We start from the raw sequence: 17,924 nt of genomic DNA on the forward strand, positions 1-17,924 counted from the left end.
AGAGGCATGGCCACAGTGACGACACCGATCGAAGTTTTCGACATGAAGACGTTGCTGGCAGCGCTGAAGTCGTTGCGCAAAGGTGACTTCACTACACGTATGCCGGAAGACTGGACCGGCATGCCGGGCAAGATCGCCGACACGCTCAACGAGATCATCGACATGGCAGCCGACACCACCACCGAATTCGAACGCGTGGCGCGTCTGATCGGCAAGCAGGGCAAGGTCGATGAGCGTATCGAATTGCCGATGATGAAAGGCTCATGGCAAAAGATCGTCAACTCGAGCAATGCGCTCACCAGCGACCTCATCAGCCCGATGAACGAAATCATTCGCGTTGTCGGTTCGGTTGCCGAGGGTAATCTGAACCAGCAGGTACCGCCGGTACTCAACGGCCTGGAACTGCGGGGTCAGTTCCTCAAATCCGCCGAGATCGTGAACACCATGGTGACGCGACTGGGCTCCTTCGCTTCCGAGGTGACCCGCGTGGCGCGCGAAGTCGGCACTGAAGGGATTCTCGGTGGGCAGGCCAATGTCAAAGGGGTGTCCGGCACCTGGAAAGACCTGACCGACTCCGTCAATGACATGGCCGCCAATCTGACCACCCAGATGCGCAACATCGCTTACGTGACGACTGCGGTGGCCAAAGGCGATCTGGGCAAGACGATTACCGTCGAAGCCAAGGGTGAGATTCTCGAGCTGAAGAACACCATCAATACGATGGTCGGCCAGCTCTCGAGTTTCGCTGCGGAGGTGACCCGCGTGGCGCTGGAAGTCGGTACCGAAGGCAAGTTGGGCGGTCAGGCGGAAGTGCGCGACGTATCAGGCACCTGGCGCGACCTGACCGAATCGGTCAACGGCATGGCGGCCAACCTGACCACCCAGGTGCGCAACCTCGCACAGGTGACGACGGCGGTGGCGCGCGGCGACCTCGGCAAGAAAATTACGGTTGAAGCCAAGGGCGAGATTCTCGAACTGAAAAACACCATCAACACGATGGTCGATCAGCTCTCCAGCTTCGCCGCGGAGGTGACACGCGTCGCACTGGAAGTCGGAACCGAAGGCAAACTGGGCGGACAGGCCGAAGTGACCGGCGTGTCCGGTACCTGGAAGGACTTGACCAATTCGGTCAACGGCATGGCGGCCAACCTGACCACCCAGGTGCGCAACATTGCCGACGTGACGACGGCGGTGGCCAACGGCGACCTGTCGCGCAAGATCACAGCCGAAGCGAAAGGAGAAATTCTCCAACTCAAGGAAACCATCAACACGATGGTGGACCAGCTCTCGACCTTTGCCGACGAAGTGACGCGCATGGCTCGCGAAGTGGGGACTGACGGCAAGCTCGGTGGCCAGGCCAAGGTGACAGGCGTCGGTGGAACCTGGAAAGATTTGACCGACTCGGTCAACAGCATGGCGGCCAACCTGACCAATCAGGTGCGCAACATCGCCGACGTGACGACGGCCGTGGCCAAAGGCGACCTGGGACGCAAGATTACCGTGGAAGCCAAGGGCGAAATCATGGAGCTGAAGAACACCATCAACACCATGGTGGACCAGCTCAATAGCTTTGCCGCCGAAGTGACGCGGGTGGCGCGCGAAGTCGGCACCGAAGGAAAGCTCGGGGGACAGGCACAGGTGCAAGGCGTGTCCGGCACCTGGAGGGATTTGACCGAAAACGTGAACTTCATGGCCGCCAACCTGACCAGCCAGGTGCGAGGCATCGCGAAAGTGGTGACCGCGGTAGCCAACGGCGACATGAAGAAGAAACTGACACTGGAAGCCAAGGGTGAAATCGCCGAACTGGCCGACACCATCAACGGTATGACCGATACGCTGGCGCTGTTCTCCGATCAGGTGACCTCGGTGGCGCGTGAAGTGGGCGTCGAGGGCAAGCTGGGGGGCCAGGCCAACGTGCCAGGTGCTGCCGGCACCTGGCGCGATCTGACCGACAACGTGAACGGTCTGGCGGCCAACCTGACCAATCAGGTGCGCGCAATCGCCGATGTGGCGACTGCCGTGACCAAGGGCGATCTGACCCGTTACGTGGAGGTGGAAGCAAAGGGTGAAGTGGCGGAGCTGAAGGACAACGTCAACGAGATGATCCGCAACCTGCGGGAAACCACGCGGCAAAACGCGGAGCAGGATTGGCTCAAGAGCAATCTGGCGAAATTCAACCGTCTGCTGCAGGGCCAGCGCGATCTGGCGGCAGTCTCCAAGATGGTGCTGTCTGAACTGGCTCCGCTGATCAACGCCCAGCACGGTGTGTTCTACATGATGAACGAGAGCCCGCCCGATCCTGCGAAACTCAAGCTACTGTCCGCTTATGCGTACAAGGGAAACATCAATGTGAACGATGAGTGGCGGCTCGGCGAGGGCCTGGTCGGGCAATGCGCTTACGAGAAGCGGCGCATCCTGCTGACCGATGTACCCGCAGATTACGTCGCGATTTCATCCGGACTGGGTGCCGCCGCCCCGCTGAACATCATCGTGTTGCCGATCCTGTTCGAGAACAAGGTCAAGGCCGTCGTCGAAATGGCTTCGTTCACGCGCTACAGCATCATTCATCAAACCTTCCTTGATCAGCTTGCTGAATCGATTGGTATCGTGCTCAACACGATCGAAGCCAATATGCGTACCGAAGAACTGCTCAAGCAGTCGCAATCGCTGGCGCAGGAGCTGCAAAAGCAACAAGAAGAATTGAGACAGACCAACGAGGAACTGGGGGACAAGGCTGGACTGCTGGCGGAGCAGAAAGCCGAAGTCGAGCGCAAGAACCGCGAAGTCGAAATCACCAAGCTATCGCTGGAGGAGAAGGCGGAGCAACTGACGCTGACCTCGAAGTACAAGTCCGAATTCCTCTCCAGTATGTCCCATGAGCTCAGAACGCCATTGAACAGCTTGCTGATCCTGGCCCGCCAGCTCAGCGACAACGCGGAACACAATCTCACTCCCAGGCAGGTCGAATATGCCAAGACCATCCGTAGCGCGGGCAAGGACCTGCTGGAGCTGATCGACGAGATTCTCTACCTGTCCAAGATCGAGTCGGGTACGGTCACACTGGATCTGAATGAAGCGCTGTTCGACGACCTGCACGACCAGATCGAACGCACCTTCCGGCCGGTCGCCGAAAGCCGGGGCCTCTCCTTCACGATTGAACTGGCGCCTACCCTGCCCCCCGTCATCCGGACCGACGAAAAGCGCCTGCTGCAGGTGGTCAAGAACCTGCTGTCCAACGCCTTCAAGTTCACTGAGCAAGGCAGCGTCAAGATCAGCATCGCGCCCGCTGTGTCCGGGTGGAGCGTGGATAACAGCGAACTGAATCGTGCCGATGCGGTGGTCGCCTTCGTGGTCACCGACACCGGCATTGGCGTCTCTGCCGGCAAGCAGAAGCTGATCTTCGAAGCGTTCCAGCAGGGAGATACCGGAACCTCACGGAAATACGGCGGCACCGGCCTCGGCCTGTCGATCAGCCGCGAGCTCGCACACCGGCTGGGCGGTGAGCTGCGGCTGATCCCCGCTGAGGTCGGCAAGGGCAGTACTTTCGCGCTGTACGTGCCCTTGCGTACACAGGATGCCCAGGGTCAGACGCTAGACGAATCAGCGACAGAGGCAGTACCTGGCCAGGTCAAGCGCGACCTCATGTCAAACCCGGCTGCACAGGTACTGGACGACCGCGAGTCTGTCCAACCCGGGGATCAAGTGCTGCTGATGCTCGAGGGCGACACCCGATTCGCCAGCATTCTGCTCGAGGCCGCGCACCAGAAGGGGTTCAGGGCTATCGTCACGACCCGTGGCGCGGATGCACTGGAGCTTGTCGAGCGCTTCAAACCCGCCGCGATCACGCTGGACCCGGGCCTGACGGACATCGATGGCTGGTCGCTGCTCGAGCAGTTGAAGCGCAACTTCGCCACGCGTCACATCCCGGTCCAGATCATCTCGATCGCTGACGACCACACCCGCGGGCTGCGCTATGGCGCTTTCGACTATCTGCTCAAGCCGGTCACAGCCGACGAGATTCAAAATGCGCTGGCCGCCATCGTGGCATTCGCTCGGCGCAAGACCCGGGACCTGCTGCTCATCGACGGCGACGAAGGGAACCGCGCCCGCATCCTCGATCTGCTCGATAACACCGACGTGAAGATCACAGCGACCGACAGCGGCGCTGACGCCATGAAGAAACTGGCAAAGAAACGCTACGACTGCATGGCAATCAATCTCAAACTGCCCGACGCATCCGGCATCAGGTTTCTCGAGGCGTTGCAGGAAGACCACGCCATGCGTGAATTGCCGATCGTCGTCTATGGTGCAGAGACGCTGACCAAACCGGAACACGAGCGTTTCAGGACACTGCTCGGCAAGAGCGTCATCAAGGCCGTTCAGTCCCCCGAGCGCATACTCGACGAAACCGCTCTGTTTCTACACCGTGTCGTCGCCAGGCTGTCGCAGACCCAGCGCAGAATGCTGGAAAAACTCTATGAGGGTTCGGACAGTCTCGAGGGTAAAAAGGCCCTGGTGGTCGACGATGACGTGCGCAATATTTTTGCCCTGACCAGCGTGCTTGAGAGCAACAAAATGTTGGTGGCCACGGCCGAAAACGGCCGAACCGCCATTGAACTGCTGCAGCAGCAGCCCGATACCGACATCGTGCTGATGGACATCATGATGCCCGAGATGGATGGCTTTGAAACCATGCGCCAGATCCGTACATTCAAAAGATTTGAAGCCCTGCCCATGATTGCGCTGACGGCCAAGGCGATGATGGGTGACCGTGAAAAGTGCATCGAGGCAGGAGCCTCGGACTATGTCAGCAAGCCGGTGGACACCGACCAGCTACTGTCACTGATGCGCAAATGGCTCTATCGATGATTCTGTGCCGCGCTGATTGCGCGACAGCAAAGGTGGCAAAGTGCGCAAGGCCGGCTCGACTTTACCGGTGTTGCCGTAACGGCAAGAGGCGCTAGCGCAAACCGAAGTGGCATAAATATGCAGCAGGAACCCCCGGTATTCAATGAGAGAACCCAGGTGCGGCACCCGCTCCCACCTGATGGCGTGCCAGCATCCGTGTTGCTGGTGGATGACAATCCCGCCAAGCTCACGGCGCTCGCCGCGGTGATTGCCGACATGGGCCTCGATATTGCCACGGCGACTTCCGGACGCGAGGCGCTGCGCCTGCTATTGCAGCGCGACTTCGCCGTCATTCTGCTCGACGTGAAAATGCCAGTGATGGACGGTTTTGAAACCGCTGCACTCATTCACGGCCGCCCGAAGTCGGCCCACACGCCCATTATCTTCGTCACGGCGGAGGCCGACACGGATTCCGAGCGTTTCCGCGGTTATACGGCCGGCGCAGTCGACTACATCTTCTCGCCGATTGTGGCCGAGGTTCTTCGCGCCAAGATCCAGGTGTTTGTCGACCTGTTCTACTTGCAGCGCAAACTGACGATGCAGGCCGAAGAATTGCTGCAATCGAAGCTGCAGCTGCGTGAACTGGCCTCCTATCAGGAGCACATCAAGGAAGAAGAGCGAAAGCGGATCGCACGGGACATCCATGACGAGCTGGGGCAGAGTCTGCTGGCGTTGCGAATCGATGTCTCCATGTTGCAGACGCGCACCAGTACCATGCACCCCAAGCTCAACGAAAAGGCCAGCGATGCTCTGAATCACCTCGATACAGCCATCCGCAGTGTCCGCAGTATCATCAATGATCTTCGGCCACCCGTACTCGATCTGGGATTGCAGGCAGCGATCGAGTGGCAACTTGAAGAGTTCCGGCAGCGCAGCGCGATCGATTGCACGATGTCGGCGAAAGACGAAAACTTCCGTTGCGATCTGAATGAAAAATCCGCCACCACTCTGTTCCGCATCGTGCAGGAATCGCTGTCGAATATTGCCCGGCACGCGCAAGCGACACAGGTGCATATCGAACTCTCCAGGGAGGGTCGCCGGCTTTACCTGCAGATCAAAGACAACGGCGTAGGCATGACGGATCGCAAAAAACTGAACTCGTTCGGGTTGGTGGGGATGAAGGAACGCATCAGCATGCTGGGCGGGGAGTTCACGATCGACAGCGCACCGGACAAAGGAACGAGATTAACGATATCGCTGCCACTGGACTGACCCGGCTGGCATCAACACCAGAACAACCACACTGCAGCCCTGCCATACTGTTCAACATGACCAGTGCAACTTTCCGCTTCTACGAGGAGCTCAACGATTTCCTGCCGGCCGAACGGCGGCGGCAACCCTTCACCTGTGAGTGCGCGCAAGGGGCGACGGTCAAGCACATGATCGAGGCGCTCGGGATACCGCACACCGAGGTCGAACTGGTGCTGCTCAACGGCGAGTCGGTGGGCCTGGAGCGGGTGATCCTCGACAATGACCGGCTGGCGGTGTATCCCAAGTTCGAAGCGCTGGACATCAGCCCGCTGCTCAAGGTTCGTGCGCAACCTTTACGGGTGCTGCGTTTCGTCGCGGATGCGCACCTTGGCGGGCTGGCCAGCCTGCTGCGCATGAGCGGCTTCGACACCCTCTACGACAATGGCTTCGAGGATAGCGAGATCGCCGAGATCGCTGCGCAGCAAGGACGCATCGTGCTGACCCGCGACCGCGAACTGCTCAAGCGGCGAATCATCAGCCACGGCTGTTATGTGCATGCCCTGAAACCGTCGCTGCAGCTGCGCGAATTGTACGAGCGCCTCGACCTGGCGCGTAGTGCGCGGCCATTCAGCCTGTGCCTGCATTGCAACCTGCCGCTGCACGAGATCAGCCTGGAACTGGCCCGGACGCAGGTGCCGCCACGCATTGGCGTCCTCTATTCGCACTTCCTGCGCTGCGACGCCTGCCAACGGGTTTACTGGGAGGGCTCGCACTGGCGCGGTATGTGCGCATTGCTGGCACCGCTGCTGAATCGATAGCCGCCAGTCCTTGGCGGGCAAAATAACAAAATTGCCATGTGCTCCCTTCGTTCCTTCTTGCGTCGCACTGTTCATTGCCCGTTCCCGTACGTCTGGAGTTTTCCCAATGCCCTCGCCTCATTCCTTGCCCGCTGCGCTGCTGGGCCTGGCCCTTGTTTGTCCGGCCATGACCGAGGCTCAGGGCCTGGAGCTGGGACAAGTGCTGATTGGCGCTGAGGACCAGAGCGACGAAGACCAGGGGATCGAGGACGCCAGGGCCCGGCTGGCCCAGGTGCCCGGCGGCACCAACGTGGTCGACATGCGCCGTCCGTTGCAGGGCCGCGTGGCCAGCAATCAGGATGTGCTGGCTTACCAGCCGGGGATCTATGCCCAGTCGGCGGGCAACGAAGGGGTGAAGATTTCGATCCGCGGATCGGGGATCAACCGTGCACCGGGCGCCCATGCCTCGGGGCTGTACACCCTGCTCGACGGTCTGCCGCTGACCGGCCCCGGCGGCACGCCCTATGAATTGCTGGAACCGCTGTGGCTCGACCATGTGCAAGTGCTGCGCGGCGCCAACGGATTCGACCGGGGCGCCCTGGCTCTGGGCGGTGCCATCGATTACGTCAGCCATACCGGCTACAACGCGCCGAAGTTGCAGGTACGCTACGCAACGGGCAGTCACGGCTATCAGCAGCGCCAGGTCAGCTCCGGACAGGTGCTCGGCGCCTTCGATTACTACGTGGCCATGACCGACGCCAACGCCGACGGCTATCAGGACCACACGGCCAGCGAGAGCCAGGGTGTCATCGCCAACTTCGGCTATCGCTTCAACCCCAATCTGGAAACACGCTTCTACCTGCGTCACCGCCAGACCGACAACGACCTCGCGGGACGGGTGACCAAACACTCCATCGAGCACAACCCACGGGCGGCCAACCCTGCCTACGTGGCGCGGGACGACCGCCGCGACGAGCCGGGCAGCACCTTTATCGGCAACAAGACCACCTGGTACATCGATGACGATTCGAGCATCCAGACCGGCCTTGTCTACCACGACTATCCCATGGACCTGAGCGAGGGCCCCAACCGCCTGAAGGTGGCGTACACGGATGTCAGCGGCACGTTCGACTACAAGCGTCGCGACACGCTCTGGGGGCTGGAAAGCCAAAGCACCCTGGGCCTGCGAGTGACCAAACACCTGCCCAACGCCGGTGCCAGCGAGTTCGTGCGCATCCCCACCGGCAACACCGCCGGTTACGCACCGGGCACGCTGATCCGCAACTTCACCTACCAGGGCTCGGACACGGTCCTGCATGTCGGCAATGACCTGGAAATCGCCGACGACCTGTGGCTGACCACCGGCCTCGCCGCGATCTACACCCGCCGTGAAAGCGCTGTCACCTACCCGCAGGAAGGTGGCAAGACCAGCCTGCACGACTGGGACTACGCCCCGCGCGTGGGCCTGCGCTACCAACTGACACCGGACCTGCAACTGTTCGGCAATCTCAGCCGCTCGGTCGAGGCGCCACATCCGTGGTCGCTGATCTATAGCTCGAACATCCGATTCCCCGCCGGCAGTGGCGTCGCTACGGGCGCCCAGCGCGAACCGGTCACGCTGCAAAACCAGACCGCCACCACCCTGGAAATCGGCGGCCGTGGCGATAGCACGCTGGGGCAGTGGAGCCTGGCCTGGTACTACGCCCAGGTGCGCCACGAACTGCTTTCGGTGCTGCCGGACGCCAACGCCACCACGCCCTACGAGCTCAACGCCAGCCCGACCGTGCACCAGGGCGTGGAAGCCAGCCTGCTGACCCCCCTCTGGTCGCCGGACGATGGCGGTCAATTGAGCCTGCGCCAGAGCTATACCTTCAGTGACTTCCACTACCGCGACGATGAGCGCTTCGGCGACAACCGCCTGCCGGGTCTGCCGATGCACTATTACCAGGGCGAACTGCGCTACGACTGGCCACAAGGCTTCTTCGCCGCGGTCAACACGCAATGGGTGTCGAAGGTGGCCGTCGATTACGCCAACAGCTACTACGCCGATCCCTATGCCATATTCGGCGCGACCTTGGGCTACAACGCGCCAAAGGGCGACTGGCAGACCTGGCTGGACCTGCGCAACCTGACCGACAAGCACTATGCCGCCACGGTCACGCCGGGCTACGACGACAAAGGGCTGGACGCGGCACGATCCACCCCCGGTGAAGGCATGGCAATGTACATCGGGGTGTCGTGGAGCCTGCTCTGAGGCCGTTTTCCTCACTTCGTAAACGCACACAACCGCGCGCGACGACTAAGCTTTTGTAACGTCACTTCGTCCCTCAAGGAGCTATCCATGAGCGCCGCCCTGTCCGAACTCGATGCCGCCCTGCCCGGCCTGACCCGCAAGATCCGCGTGCTGGATGCCCTGTCCTGGCCGGACGGCGTCGAGGAAGACTTCCTGGCGAAATGGCGCGGCGGGCGGACCGAGTTACCCAAGGTCCAGTTGCAGCCCCGCGACCACAGCGCCGACATCGCCGCCCTGGAAACCTTTATCCGCCGTTGCGATGTGGGGCATCCGGCCGGCAATTACCTGGCCATGACCGCCCGTAGCTATGCCACGGCCGGACACATGCTGGGGGCCATTGGTACTCCCGCCTTTACGCAGTATTCATCCGCGCTGTACCGGCGCCCGGATTTCTATTACACACGCCTGCAACTGAGCATGCTTGACGCGGCCCGGTTCTTCCTCAAGACCACCGACGCCCTGCTGGGCAGTGCGCGGATTCCACCCTGCCCGGCCGAGATCCCGGCCAAGGCGTTCGCCGCCTGGATTCAACCGGAACTGGACCGATTCTTCGGCGTCGGACAAATCACGGTCGTGCTCGATCCGAACCTGGCCGCCAAGGCCATCGCCGGATCGAGCCGCATTCGCCTGCGGGCCAGCGCGCTGTTCTCGGAACTGGACAAGCATCAGCTGTTGCAACACGAGGCGTTCGTGCATGTCGCCACGGCACAGAACGGCGCGCGCCAGCCCAACCTCACGAGCCTGGGCCTGGGGGCGCCCCGCACCACACAGACCCAGGAAGGCATTGCCACCCTGGCCGAACTGTTCACCGGCAGCATGGACATCAACCGCCTGCGGCGCCTGGCCCTGCGCGTGCTCGCCGTCCAGCAGGCACTGGAGGGTGCGGATTTCATCCAGGTGTTCGAAGGTTTTCTGGCGGCCGGACAGACAGAAGAGGAATCCTTCCGCTCAACCCAACGGGTGTTCCGCGGTGCCGACCTGCGGGGCGGCTCGGCGTTCACCAAGGACGCCGCCTACCTGACCGGGTTGCTCGGCGTCCACACCCTGCTGCGCATTGCTATCCGCGATAACCGGCCGGAACTGATCGGGCATCTGTTTGCAGGGCGCCTCAGCCTGGCTGACACCATGCGCCTGGCGCCCCTGTTCGAGTCTGGCTGGCTCAAGGGGCCGGTCTATCTTCCGGCCTGGGCCAGCGACCTGCGCCTGCTGGCCGCCAACCTGGCCTTCTCGGCGTTCATCGCCCAGATCAAGCTGGAGGTGCTGGACCTGGATGTGTTCATGGCATTCGCCGAAGAACACGAAAGCGATGCCAGTGCACATTGACCAGGAACAGGATCACACCGTTTGAAAGTCAACCTGGCTTTTTAAAATCAACTGCTACCATTAGGAAGCGGTGTCGAGGTCAGGCTCTGTGGCTTGCAAAGTCGGCTTCACCTGCCAGGGATTGATCCACTCATTTCAAGCCTGCCTGACCCCATGGGGGGTGCAATGCACAATCCATTACTTTACGCGTTGTCGGCCGTACTGCTCTTGAGCGGATCGTCCTGCCTGGCACTGGGTACGGAGGGGATCGCTGCAGCACCTGCCCCGGTTCCGGCACCCGCCGCAGCACCCGCACCGGCAAGCACAGCCAATGCAGCACCCGTCGCCCCGGCGGCCAAGGATCCGGTATTCACCCAGGAACAACTGGATCAGATGCTGGCGCCCATTGCGCTTTACCCGGACCCACTGTTTGCACAGGTGCTGATGGCCACCACCTACCCCGGGGAAGTCGGCGAGGCGGTCAACTGGTCCAAAGCCCACCCGGACGCCAAGGGTGACGATGCGGTCAAACAGGTGGCGAACCAGCCCTGGGATCCGAGCGTGCAGGCACTGGTCGCCTTCCCGCAGGTTCTGGCATTGCTCGGACAGGATCCCGTCTGGGTCCAGCGCCTGGGCGATGCCTTCCTGGCGCAGCCCGACGATGTCATGGAAAGCGCGCAACGCTTGCGGCGCCAGGCACAGGCCGCCGGCAATCTGCAGAGCAACCAATATCAGAACGTGACGATCCAGAATGTCGCGGCACCGGCACCGGCTCCGGCTCCGGCGACCACGACTGCGGCACCGGCTCCAGCCCCTGAATCGGCCCCCGCCAGCAACTCCACCATCATCATTCAGCCTGCCGATCCGCAGGTGGTGTACGTCCCCACCTATAACCCGACCACCACCTACGGCACCTGGCCCTACCCGGCGTCGCCGCCCGCGTACTATCCACCGCCACCGGCCTATTACCCCGGTCAGGCCCTGATGGCCGGACTCGCGTTTGGTGCCGGAGTGGCGATCATTGGATCGTTGTGGGGTGAATGTGACTGGGGCAATAACGACATCGACATCGACGTCAATCGCTACAACAACATCAATGCCAACAACCGGATCACCAACAACAAATGGCAACACAACCCGGTGCACCGTAATGGCGTGCCCTATCGAGACAACGCAAGCCGCGCACAGTACGGCCGCCAACTCAACGGTGCCAACCAGCGTGAAGCCTATCGCGGGGACAATGCCCAACGCGCCCAGGCCCGTGAAAATGCTCGCACCTCAATGGACAGGCACGGTATCGAACGACCTGCCACCAGCAACCGCGAAGCCCGTGATCAAACACGCAAACTCCAGTCCGGGGCCTCGGGCGGCGACCGGTTACAGGCCGGTGCAGACAGACCGAAGGCGGCGGACAGAAGCCAGGGCACGGCCAGGAACACCCGGGAGAATCAGCAGCCCAGGAGAGAGACCCAGCAACCCAGGAACCAGAGCGCCCAGTTGAATCAGCGCAGAGAAGGCTCCGCGCAGACGCGGCAAGCGACGAATAAACGGCCTGCCGCCAGTGCCGGCAGTGCCCGCAACAATGCGTTCGCCGGCGCACGCTCACCATCCCAGGCCAACGTCCAGGCCAATCGTGGCCGGGCCAGCCAGGTTTCCGCCCAACGCCCCAGTGCTTCGCGATCAGCCGGCCACCAGGTCAGCCGGCCGTCCAATCCACCATCGCGTCAAAGGGGGGGCCGTCGTTGAACAACCATCCTCGATTGAAGGGACTCACGGGCTTGCTCCCTCATGTCCTGGTTATAGCCACCGGCTTGTTGTGGTCGTGCATGGCGACGGCACAGCAGGCCTTTCCAACCCCGGAAAAGGCTGCAGAAGCCTTTGTCGAAGCACTGGGCACGGAACACGCCGACCAGGCACGCCTGACCGAACTGCTGGGCAATGACTGGCACAATTACATCCCTCGCGAAGGCGTGCAGCGCAAAGATGTGGATGCGTTCTTGCAGCAGTACCGCGAGCAACACCACTTTGAAAACACCAGTGACCGCAAGGCTGTGCTGGCGGTCGGCAGTGAGAACTGGACACTGCCTATCCCCCTTACAAAGAACGAGAACGGTTGGCGGTTCGACATGAAGGCCGGCAGTGCAGAGATCCGTGCACGTCAAATCGGCCGCAATGAACTTGCCGCGGTGCAATCGGTGCTGGCCTATCACGACGCCCAGATGGACTATGCGTCAGTGGATCGGGACGATGATGGCGCACTCGAGTATGCGCAGAAAATCTTCAGCCCCCCCGGCATGCACGATGGACTCTATTGGGACGAAGACGACAGCGGCCAGATCAGCCCGCTGGGGCCTTCGTTCGGCAAAGCCATTGCCGACGAAGAGTGGCATGGGTATCGCTTCCGCATCCTTCATGGCCAGGGTCCTTCGGCACCGGGTGGAGCCTACAGCTACCTCATCGGTGACAAGATGAGCCGCGGCTTTGCGCTGATCGCCTGGCCGGCAAAATACAACGACACCGGCGTGATGAGTTTCATGATCAGTCATGAAGGACAGGTATTCGAAAAAGACCTGGGGCCCGAAGGTGAAAAACTGGCGCTGGCGATGAAACGTTTTGATCCGGATGACAGCTGGAAAGAGGTGCCCGAAGATCAGGAGTAGCAGGCATGACCTGCTACAAGCCTTCAGAATGGTTGAACGCAGTTATCTGATCGACAGGACGAATCGATCTTCGCCCCCCGTGTTGTCGTTGCAGGAGGGTTGCTCAAGTTTGAATCCGCACCGATCCAGGACCTTTCTGGAGCCGGCGTTCTCCCTGAAGGCATACGCAACCAGTTGCGCAAGTCCCCAGCGTATCCGGGCCTCCTGGATCAGGTGCCTCAGCGCCCGTGTTGCCAGCCCCTGCCCGCACACGCGTTGATCGATCCGATAGCCGACTTCGGCAGAACCCGTCGATAAGTCGATGCTTTTCAGATTGGCTCGACCGACGATTCTCTGACTGGAATCCTCGATGACAAAGGGGTGCCAGGCGCCGATGGCGAAATCGGACAAATAGCTTTCGATATGATCGGCGACACCCTGCAACGAGTAAAAAGCAGGGGCGCGCGCATCGATATGGGATTCGAACCATTCACGGTTCTGGATTTCGAAAGCCAGCAACGCTTGAGCATCAGTCATTTTCAGCTCGCGTACGCTAAATGATTCCATTCACCGCCTCTCCTGTGCCTTGTGCCGAATGGGCTCGAGTCTATCTCATACCTGAACAACCTGGTCGGGCCGAGCCTTCCCTTCGCGAGCCCGAGCGGCTTGCACAACACATATGGAAAATCGTATATTCGAATAACCATATGTATCGAGCCACGCCAATGCTCAATCCTGCCGCCGTATTCAAATGTCTGTCCGACGAAACCCGCGCCCGGGCCACTTTGCTCATTACTCGTGAAGGCGAGTTATGCGTGTGTGAGCTGGTCTGCGCCCTGGACGACAGTCAGCCCAAAATTTCCCGCCACCTTGCCCAGCTTCGCGGCTGTGGCCTGCTTCTCGACCGTCGCCAGGGGCAGTGGGTGTATTACCGGCTCAATCCCGATCTGCCCGCGTGGGTTCGCGACGTTCTCGAGACAACCTTGCTGGCAAACGCCGACTGGCTTGCGGACGACAGCACTCGCCTTGCCGCGATGGGCGACCGTCCGCTCAACACTTCCGCCTGCTGCTGACCCTTCATTCATCGAGACTCCGCATGTTTACTGCGTTTATCATTTTCCTGTTCACCATGGTGTTAGTCATCTGGCAACCCAAGGGCCTGGGCGTCGGTTGGAGCGCCTCCCTGGGAGCCATCCTGGCCCTGCTGGCAGGCGTCGTGACGCTGGACGATATTCCACTGGTGTGGGCCATTGTCTGGAACGCCACCGCGACCTTCATCTCGCTCATCATCATCAGTCTGCTGCTCGATGAGGCCGGGTTTTTCCAGTGGGCGGCATTGCATGTGGCGCGCTGGGCCAAGGGTGACGGGCGGCGCCTGTTCGTCTTCACGATTCTGCTGGGGGCCGGCGTATCCGCGCTGTTTGCCAACGACGGTGCAGCCCTGATCCTGACCCCCATCGTTGTTTCAATACTGCTCGCACTGCGTTTTTCGCCAGCGTCTACCCTGGCGTTCGTCATGGCAGCCGGTTTCATTGCCGACACGGCGAGCCTGCCCCTGGTGGTGTCCAACCTCGTCAACATCGTTTCGGCCGACTACTTCGACCTGGGCTTCAGCGAGTACGCCGCCATCATGGTGCCGGTCAATTTCGTTGCCGTGGCGACCACGCTCGTGGTGCTGTACTGGTTTTTCCGGCGTGACATCCCCAGGCACTACTCTCTCGATGACGTGATGGACCCGCGACGCGCCGTGCGTGATCCCCTGACCTTCCGCGTCGGCTGGATTGTCCTGGCCCTGTTGCTGATCGGGCTGTTTGCACTGGAACCCTTGGGCATTCCCATCAGTGCCATTGCAGCGTTCTGTGCCGCGATGCTGTTCGCCGTGGCTGCACGTGGGCATGTGATTTCAACGCGACGGGTGCTGCGCGAGGCGCCCTGGCAGGTCGTGATCTTTTCGCTGGGCATGTACCTGGTGGTGTACGGGCTGAAAAACGCCGGACTGACCACCTACATGACCATGGCGCTGAACCACATGGCCGAATTCGGCATCTGGGGCGCCGCGCTGGGCACCGGCCTGCTCACGGCGTTGCTGTCATCGGCCATGAACAACATGCCCACGGTGCTGGTGGGTGCCCTGTCGATTCAGGCCAGTGACGCCACCGGTGTGGTGCGTGAAGCCATGATCTACGCCAATGTCATCGGTTCTGACCTCGGTCCCAAAATCACCCCCATCGGCAGTCTTGCCACCTTGCTCTGGCTGCATGTGCTGGAGCGCAAGGGCATCCGCATTACCTGGGGTTACTACTTCAAGGTCGGCGTGGTCCTGACGCTGCCGATTCTGTTCATCACCTTGTCTGCCCTGGCCCTGCGCCTGAGCGTTTAGCCCTGTGCGACTGCAAAGAGGAATCACCATGCGCGTTCTGTTTATGTGTACCGCCAATAGCTGTCGCAGCATCCTGTCCGAAGCCATGTTCAACCATCTCGCCCCGCAAGGTTTTGAGGCGATCAGTGCCGGCAGCTTCCCCAAGGGACAGGTGCTGCCCCGCAGCCTGAGCACGTTGCAAGAAGCCGGCATCGCCATCGACGGCTTGAGCAGCAAAGGCAATGAGGCTTTCGAAGCCAACCCGCCGGACATCGTCATCACGGTCTGCGACAAGGCCGCTGGTGAGGCGTGCCCCGTGTACTTCGGGCCGGCGTTGAAAGCTCATTGGGGCCTGGAAGACCCATCGGACATAAAGGGAGATGACGCGACGGTATCGGCGGCGTTCCACTCGACCCTGGCGCGCATCGAAACGCGCTGCCGGGCATTCCTCGACCTGCCTTTTGCACAACTCGACCGCGATGCGCTGAAGCGGGAACTCGACCGCATCGGCACGCTATGACCGGAGCCCCCATGACTCATCCCCTGCCCAATCTCGACACATCACTGACCCAGCCCATCGACAGTGGGCGCGACGACCAGCACAAACCGCGCATCCTGTTGCTATACGGTTCGACTCGTGCGCGGTCGTTCAGTCGCCTGCTGGTCGAGGAAGCAGCCCGGTTGCTCGAACACTTCGGTGCCGAGACACGGATCTTCAACCCATCAGGCCTGCCGCTACCGGACGACGCGCCCTCCGATCACCCGAAAGTCCAGGAGCTGCTCGAACTGATGCAATGGTCCGAAGGACAGGTCTGGTGCTCGCCAGAGCGCCACGGCTCCATGTCTGCGGTGTTCAAGGCGCAAATCGACTGGGTGCCATTGGCGTTGGGGGCCGTTCGCCCAACCCAAGGGAAAACCCTCGCGGTCATGCAAGTCTGCGGCGGTTCCCAGTCCTTCAATGTGGTGAATCAGCTTCGTGTACTGGGGCGCTGGATGCGCATGTTCACCATCCCCAATCAATCCTCCGTGCCAAAGGCTTTTCTGGAGTTTGACGACACCAATCGCATGAAACCCTCGTCGCTGTACGACAGGGTGGTGGACGTCATGGAGGAACTGGTGAAATTCACCCTGCTGCTACGGGATCGCCCCGATCTGGTTGACCGCTACTCGGAACGCAAAGAGTCCGCGCAAGAACTGAGTCAGCGCGTGAATCAGCGGTCGATCTGACTGTAGAAATGTTCGCCTTGGCTCGATAGCCGAAACAAAGTCGCAAACCCCACGATGCTTCGGGTTTGCGACTCTTTGCCGATACGTCCCTCAAGCTCCCGGGACGTTTTCTACGGTATGCCTGCCGTGTTCATTGCCGAACGTGCAGGTCTAGTTCTCTACCTCAACCGCGTCGAAATCCGGTTCGTCCGGGGCGTCCGCCACATCCTCTCGGGCGTCTTTCGCCTCAACTTTGGCAGCTTCTCTGGCTGCGTTCGCCTCGGCTTTGGCGGCGTCCCTGGCAGCATCCGCGGTAGCCCGGGCAGCATCCCTGGCGGCATCTGCTTCAGCCTTGGCGGCGTCCCTCGCTGCATCTGCAGTGGCCCGGGCAGCGTCCCTGGCTGCATCCGCTTCTGCGCGCGGTACGCCAGCCGCTCTTGCGGCATCCCGGGCGGCATCGGCAGTGGCTTTTGCCGCATCACGGGCGGCATCCGCAGTCGCTCTGGCGGTGTCCCGGGCTGCATTGGCATCAGCTCTGGCTGCGTCCCTGGCTGCATCGGCGGCATCGTTGTCATGGGCATTGCCCGGGCCTTTGTTCCCGGCTACACCACCATGGTCAGCGTCGCCGCGCCCCGGACCTCCATGACCGTCACCGTCATGGCCCGCAGCACCATGATCGCCACCCTCTCCTCCATGGCCGCCGGCACCGTGACCGCCACCACCGGAGCCACCGCCACCGCCGTGACCTCCACCGCCTCCACCGCTGCCGCCATCCTTGGCATACACGCTGGAGAAACTACCGATGTAATCGGGCACCAGGACAGTCGAAGCCGACAGAACTCCGCCGATTGCCAGAGCCAACAAACATTTCTTGAGCAGCATGATGCACCTCCGCATGGAGTTGCGTACTCATCTCCGTATCGAACGCAATGTCCAGTGAGTTCCCGGCCGCCCGTTGGAGCGGCCGGCCAACCGGCACGGCCATCAATCTGCAGCATGAACGAGCTACTGCGGTATCCGCACGATCCCTGAAAGCCAGTTGGCATCGTTGCGTGGGAAACATTCCCATATTTTTTGGATAAGTGCTTTCAGCCCGAGTTCAAAAAATGAGCATCAGGGCTTACCCATGGGTTGAGCAAAAACGTCTACCGGGCCCAATGGAGCATCGTTGCGGTCAAAGCTGATATGTTTATTTTCAGTTTATTTGCATATAGAATTTTATTGTGTCA

At 61.1% G+C, this 17,924-nt stretch carries 13 protein-coding genes; 11 read left to right on the forward strand and 2 right to left on the reverse strand.

Annotated elements, in window-relative coordinates; all coding sequences use genetic code 11:
- The first annotated feature begins 6 nt into the window (after positions 1–6).
- The 7 genes from PSJE_RS25785 (at position 7) to PSJE_RS25815 (ending at position 13,151) form a co-directional block, all read left to right on the forward strand.
- Complete coding sequence (locus PSJE_RS25785) at positions 7–4,869, forward strand: HAMP domain-containing protein (protein WP_090454855.1); 4,863 nt, start codon at positions 7–9, stop codon at positions 4,867–4,869.
- A gap of 117 nt (positions 4,870–4,986) precedes the next feature.
- The gene (locus PSJE_RS25790; protein ID WP_090454854.1) at positions 4,987–6,120 is read left to right on the forward strand and encodes an ATP-binding response regulator; all 1,134 of its coding nucleotides are present in this window, start codon (positions 4,987–4,989) and stop codon (positions 6,118–6,120) included.
- Positions 6,121–6,176: 56 nt separating this feature from the next.
- The gene (locus PSJE_RS25795) at positions 6,177–6,917 is read left to right on the forward strand and encodes a Mut7-C RNAse domain-containing protein (protein ID WP_057715344.1); all 741 of its coding nucleotides are present in this window, start codon (positions 6,177–6,179) and stop codon (positions 6,915–6,917) included.
- A gap of 106 nt (positions 6,918–7,023) precedes the next feature.
- Entirely contained in the window at positions 7,024–9,150 is a 2,127-nt protein-coding gene (locus PSJE_RS25800) for a TonB-dependent receptor family protein (RefSeq protein ID WP_090454853.1), read from the forward strand.
- 87 nt (positions 9,151–9,237) lie between these two features.
- Positions 9,238–10,512, forward strand: a complete 1,275-nt coding sequence (locus PSJE_RS25805) for a peptidase MATCAP family protein (protein ID WP_090454852.1) — start codon at positions 9,238–9,240, stop codon at positions 10,510–10,512.
- Between the two features lie 165 nt (positions 10,513–10,677).
- Complete coding sequence (locus tag PSJE_RS25810; RefSeq protein WP_090454851.1) at positions 10,678–12,237, forward strand: DUF3300 domain-containing protein; 1,560 nt, start codon at positions 10,678–10,680, stop codon at positions 12,235–12,237.
- An 80-nt stretch (positions 12,238–12,317) separates the two neighbouring features.
- The gene (locus tag PSJE_RS25815) at positions 12,318–13,151 is read left to right on the forward strand and encodes a DUF2950 domain-containing protein (RefSeq protein WP_090454850.1); all 834 of its coding nucleotides are present in this window, start codon (positions 12,318–12,320) and stop codon (positions 13,149–13,151) included.
- 42 nt (positions 13,152–13,193) lie between these two features.
- On the opposite strand, the gene PSJE_RS25820 is transcribed toward PSJE_RS25815, so the two are convergent.
- Positions 13,194–13,697 (reverse strand): GNAT family N-acetyltransferase, encoded by a 504-nt coding sequence (locus PSJE_RS25820; protein ID WP_090454849.1) that lies wholly within the window; start codon positions 13,695–13,697, stop codon positions 13,194–13,196.
- A 158-nt stretch (positions 13,698–13,855) separates the two neighbouring features.
- Between PSJE_RS25820 and PSJE_RS25825 the strand changes: the two genes are divergently transcribed.
- From PSJE_RS25825 to arsH, 4 genes are read left to right on the forward strand one after another with little or no spacing between them, the layout of a single operon-like run.
- Positions 13,856–14,203 carry a metalloregulator ArsR/SmtB family transcription factor gene (locus PSJE_RS25825; RefSeq protein ID WP_090454848.1) on the forward strand — a complete coding sequence of 116 codons (348 nt, stop codon included), beginning with the start codon at positions 13,856–13,858 and terminating at the stop codon, positions 14,201–14,203.
- Between the two features lie 23 nt (positions 14,204–14,226).
- Positions 14,227–15,510 (forward strand): arsenic transporter, encoded by a 1,284-nt coding sequence (locus PSJE_RS25830; RefSeq protein WP_090454847.1) that lies wholly within the window; start codon positions 14,227–14,229, stop codon positions 15,508–15,510.
- A gap of 28 nt (positions 15,511–15,538) precedes the next feature.
- On the forward strand, positions 15,539–16,009 hold the full coding sequence (locus PSJE_RS25835; RefSeq protein WP_090454846.1) for an arsenate reductase ArsC: 471 nt from the start codon (positions 15,539–15,541) through the stop codon (positions 16,007–16,009).
- Between the two features lie 11 nt (positions 16,010–16,020).
- The gene (gene arsH, locus PSJE_RS25840) at positions 16,021–16,716 is read left to right on the forward strand and encodes an arsenical resistance protein ArsH (protein WP_057715353.1); all 696 of its coding nucleotides are present in this window, start codon (positions 16,021–16,023) and stop codon (positions 16,714–16,716) included.
- Between the two features lie 150 nt (positions 16,717–16,866).
- On the opposite strand, the gene PSJE_RS25845 is transcribed toward arsH, so the two are convergent.
- Positions 16,867–17,577, reverse strand: a complete 711-nt coding sequence (locus PSJE_RS25845; RefSeq protein ID WP_090454845.1) for a hypothetical protein — start codon at positions 17,575–17,577, stop codon at positions 16,867–16,869.
- Between the last annotated feature and the right edge of the window lie 347 nt (positions 17,578–17,924).

Source organism: Pseudomonas jessenii (assembly GCF_002236115.1).
In the GTDB taxonomy this organism is placed as follows: domain Bacteria; phylum Pseudomonadota; class Gammaproteobacteria; order Pseudomonadales; family Pseudomonadaceae; genus Aquipseudomonas; species Aquipseudomonas jessenii.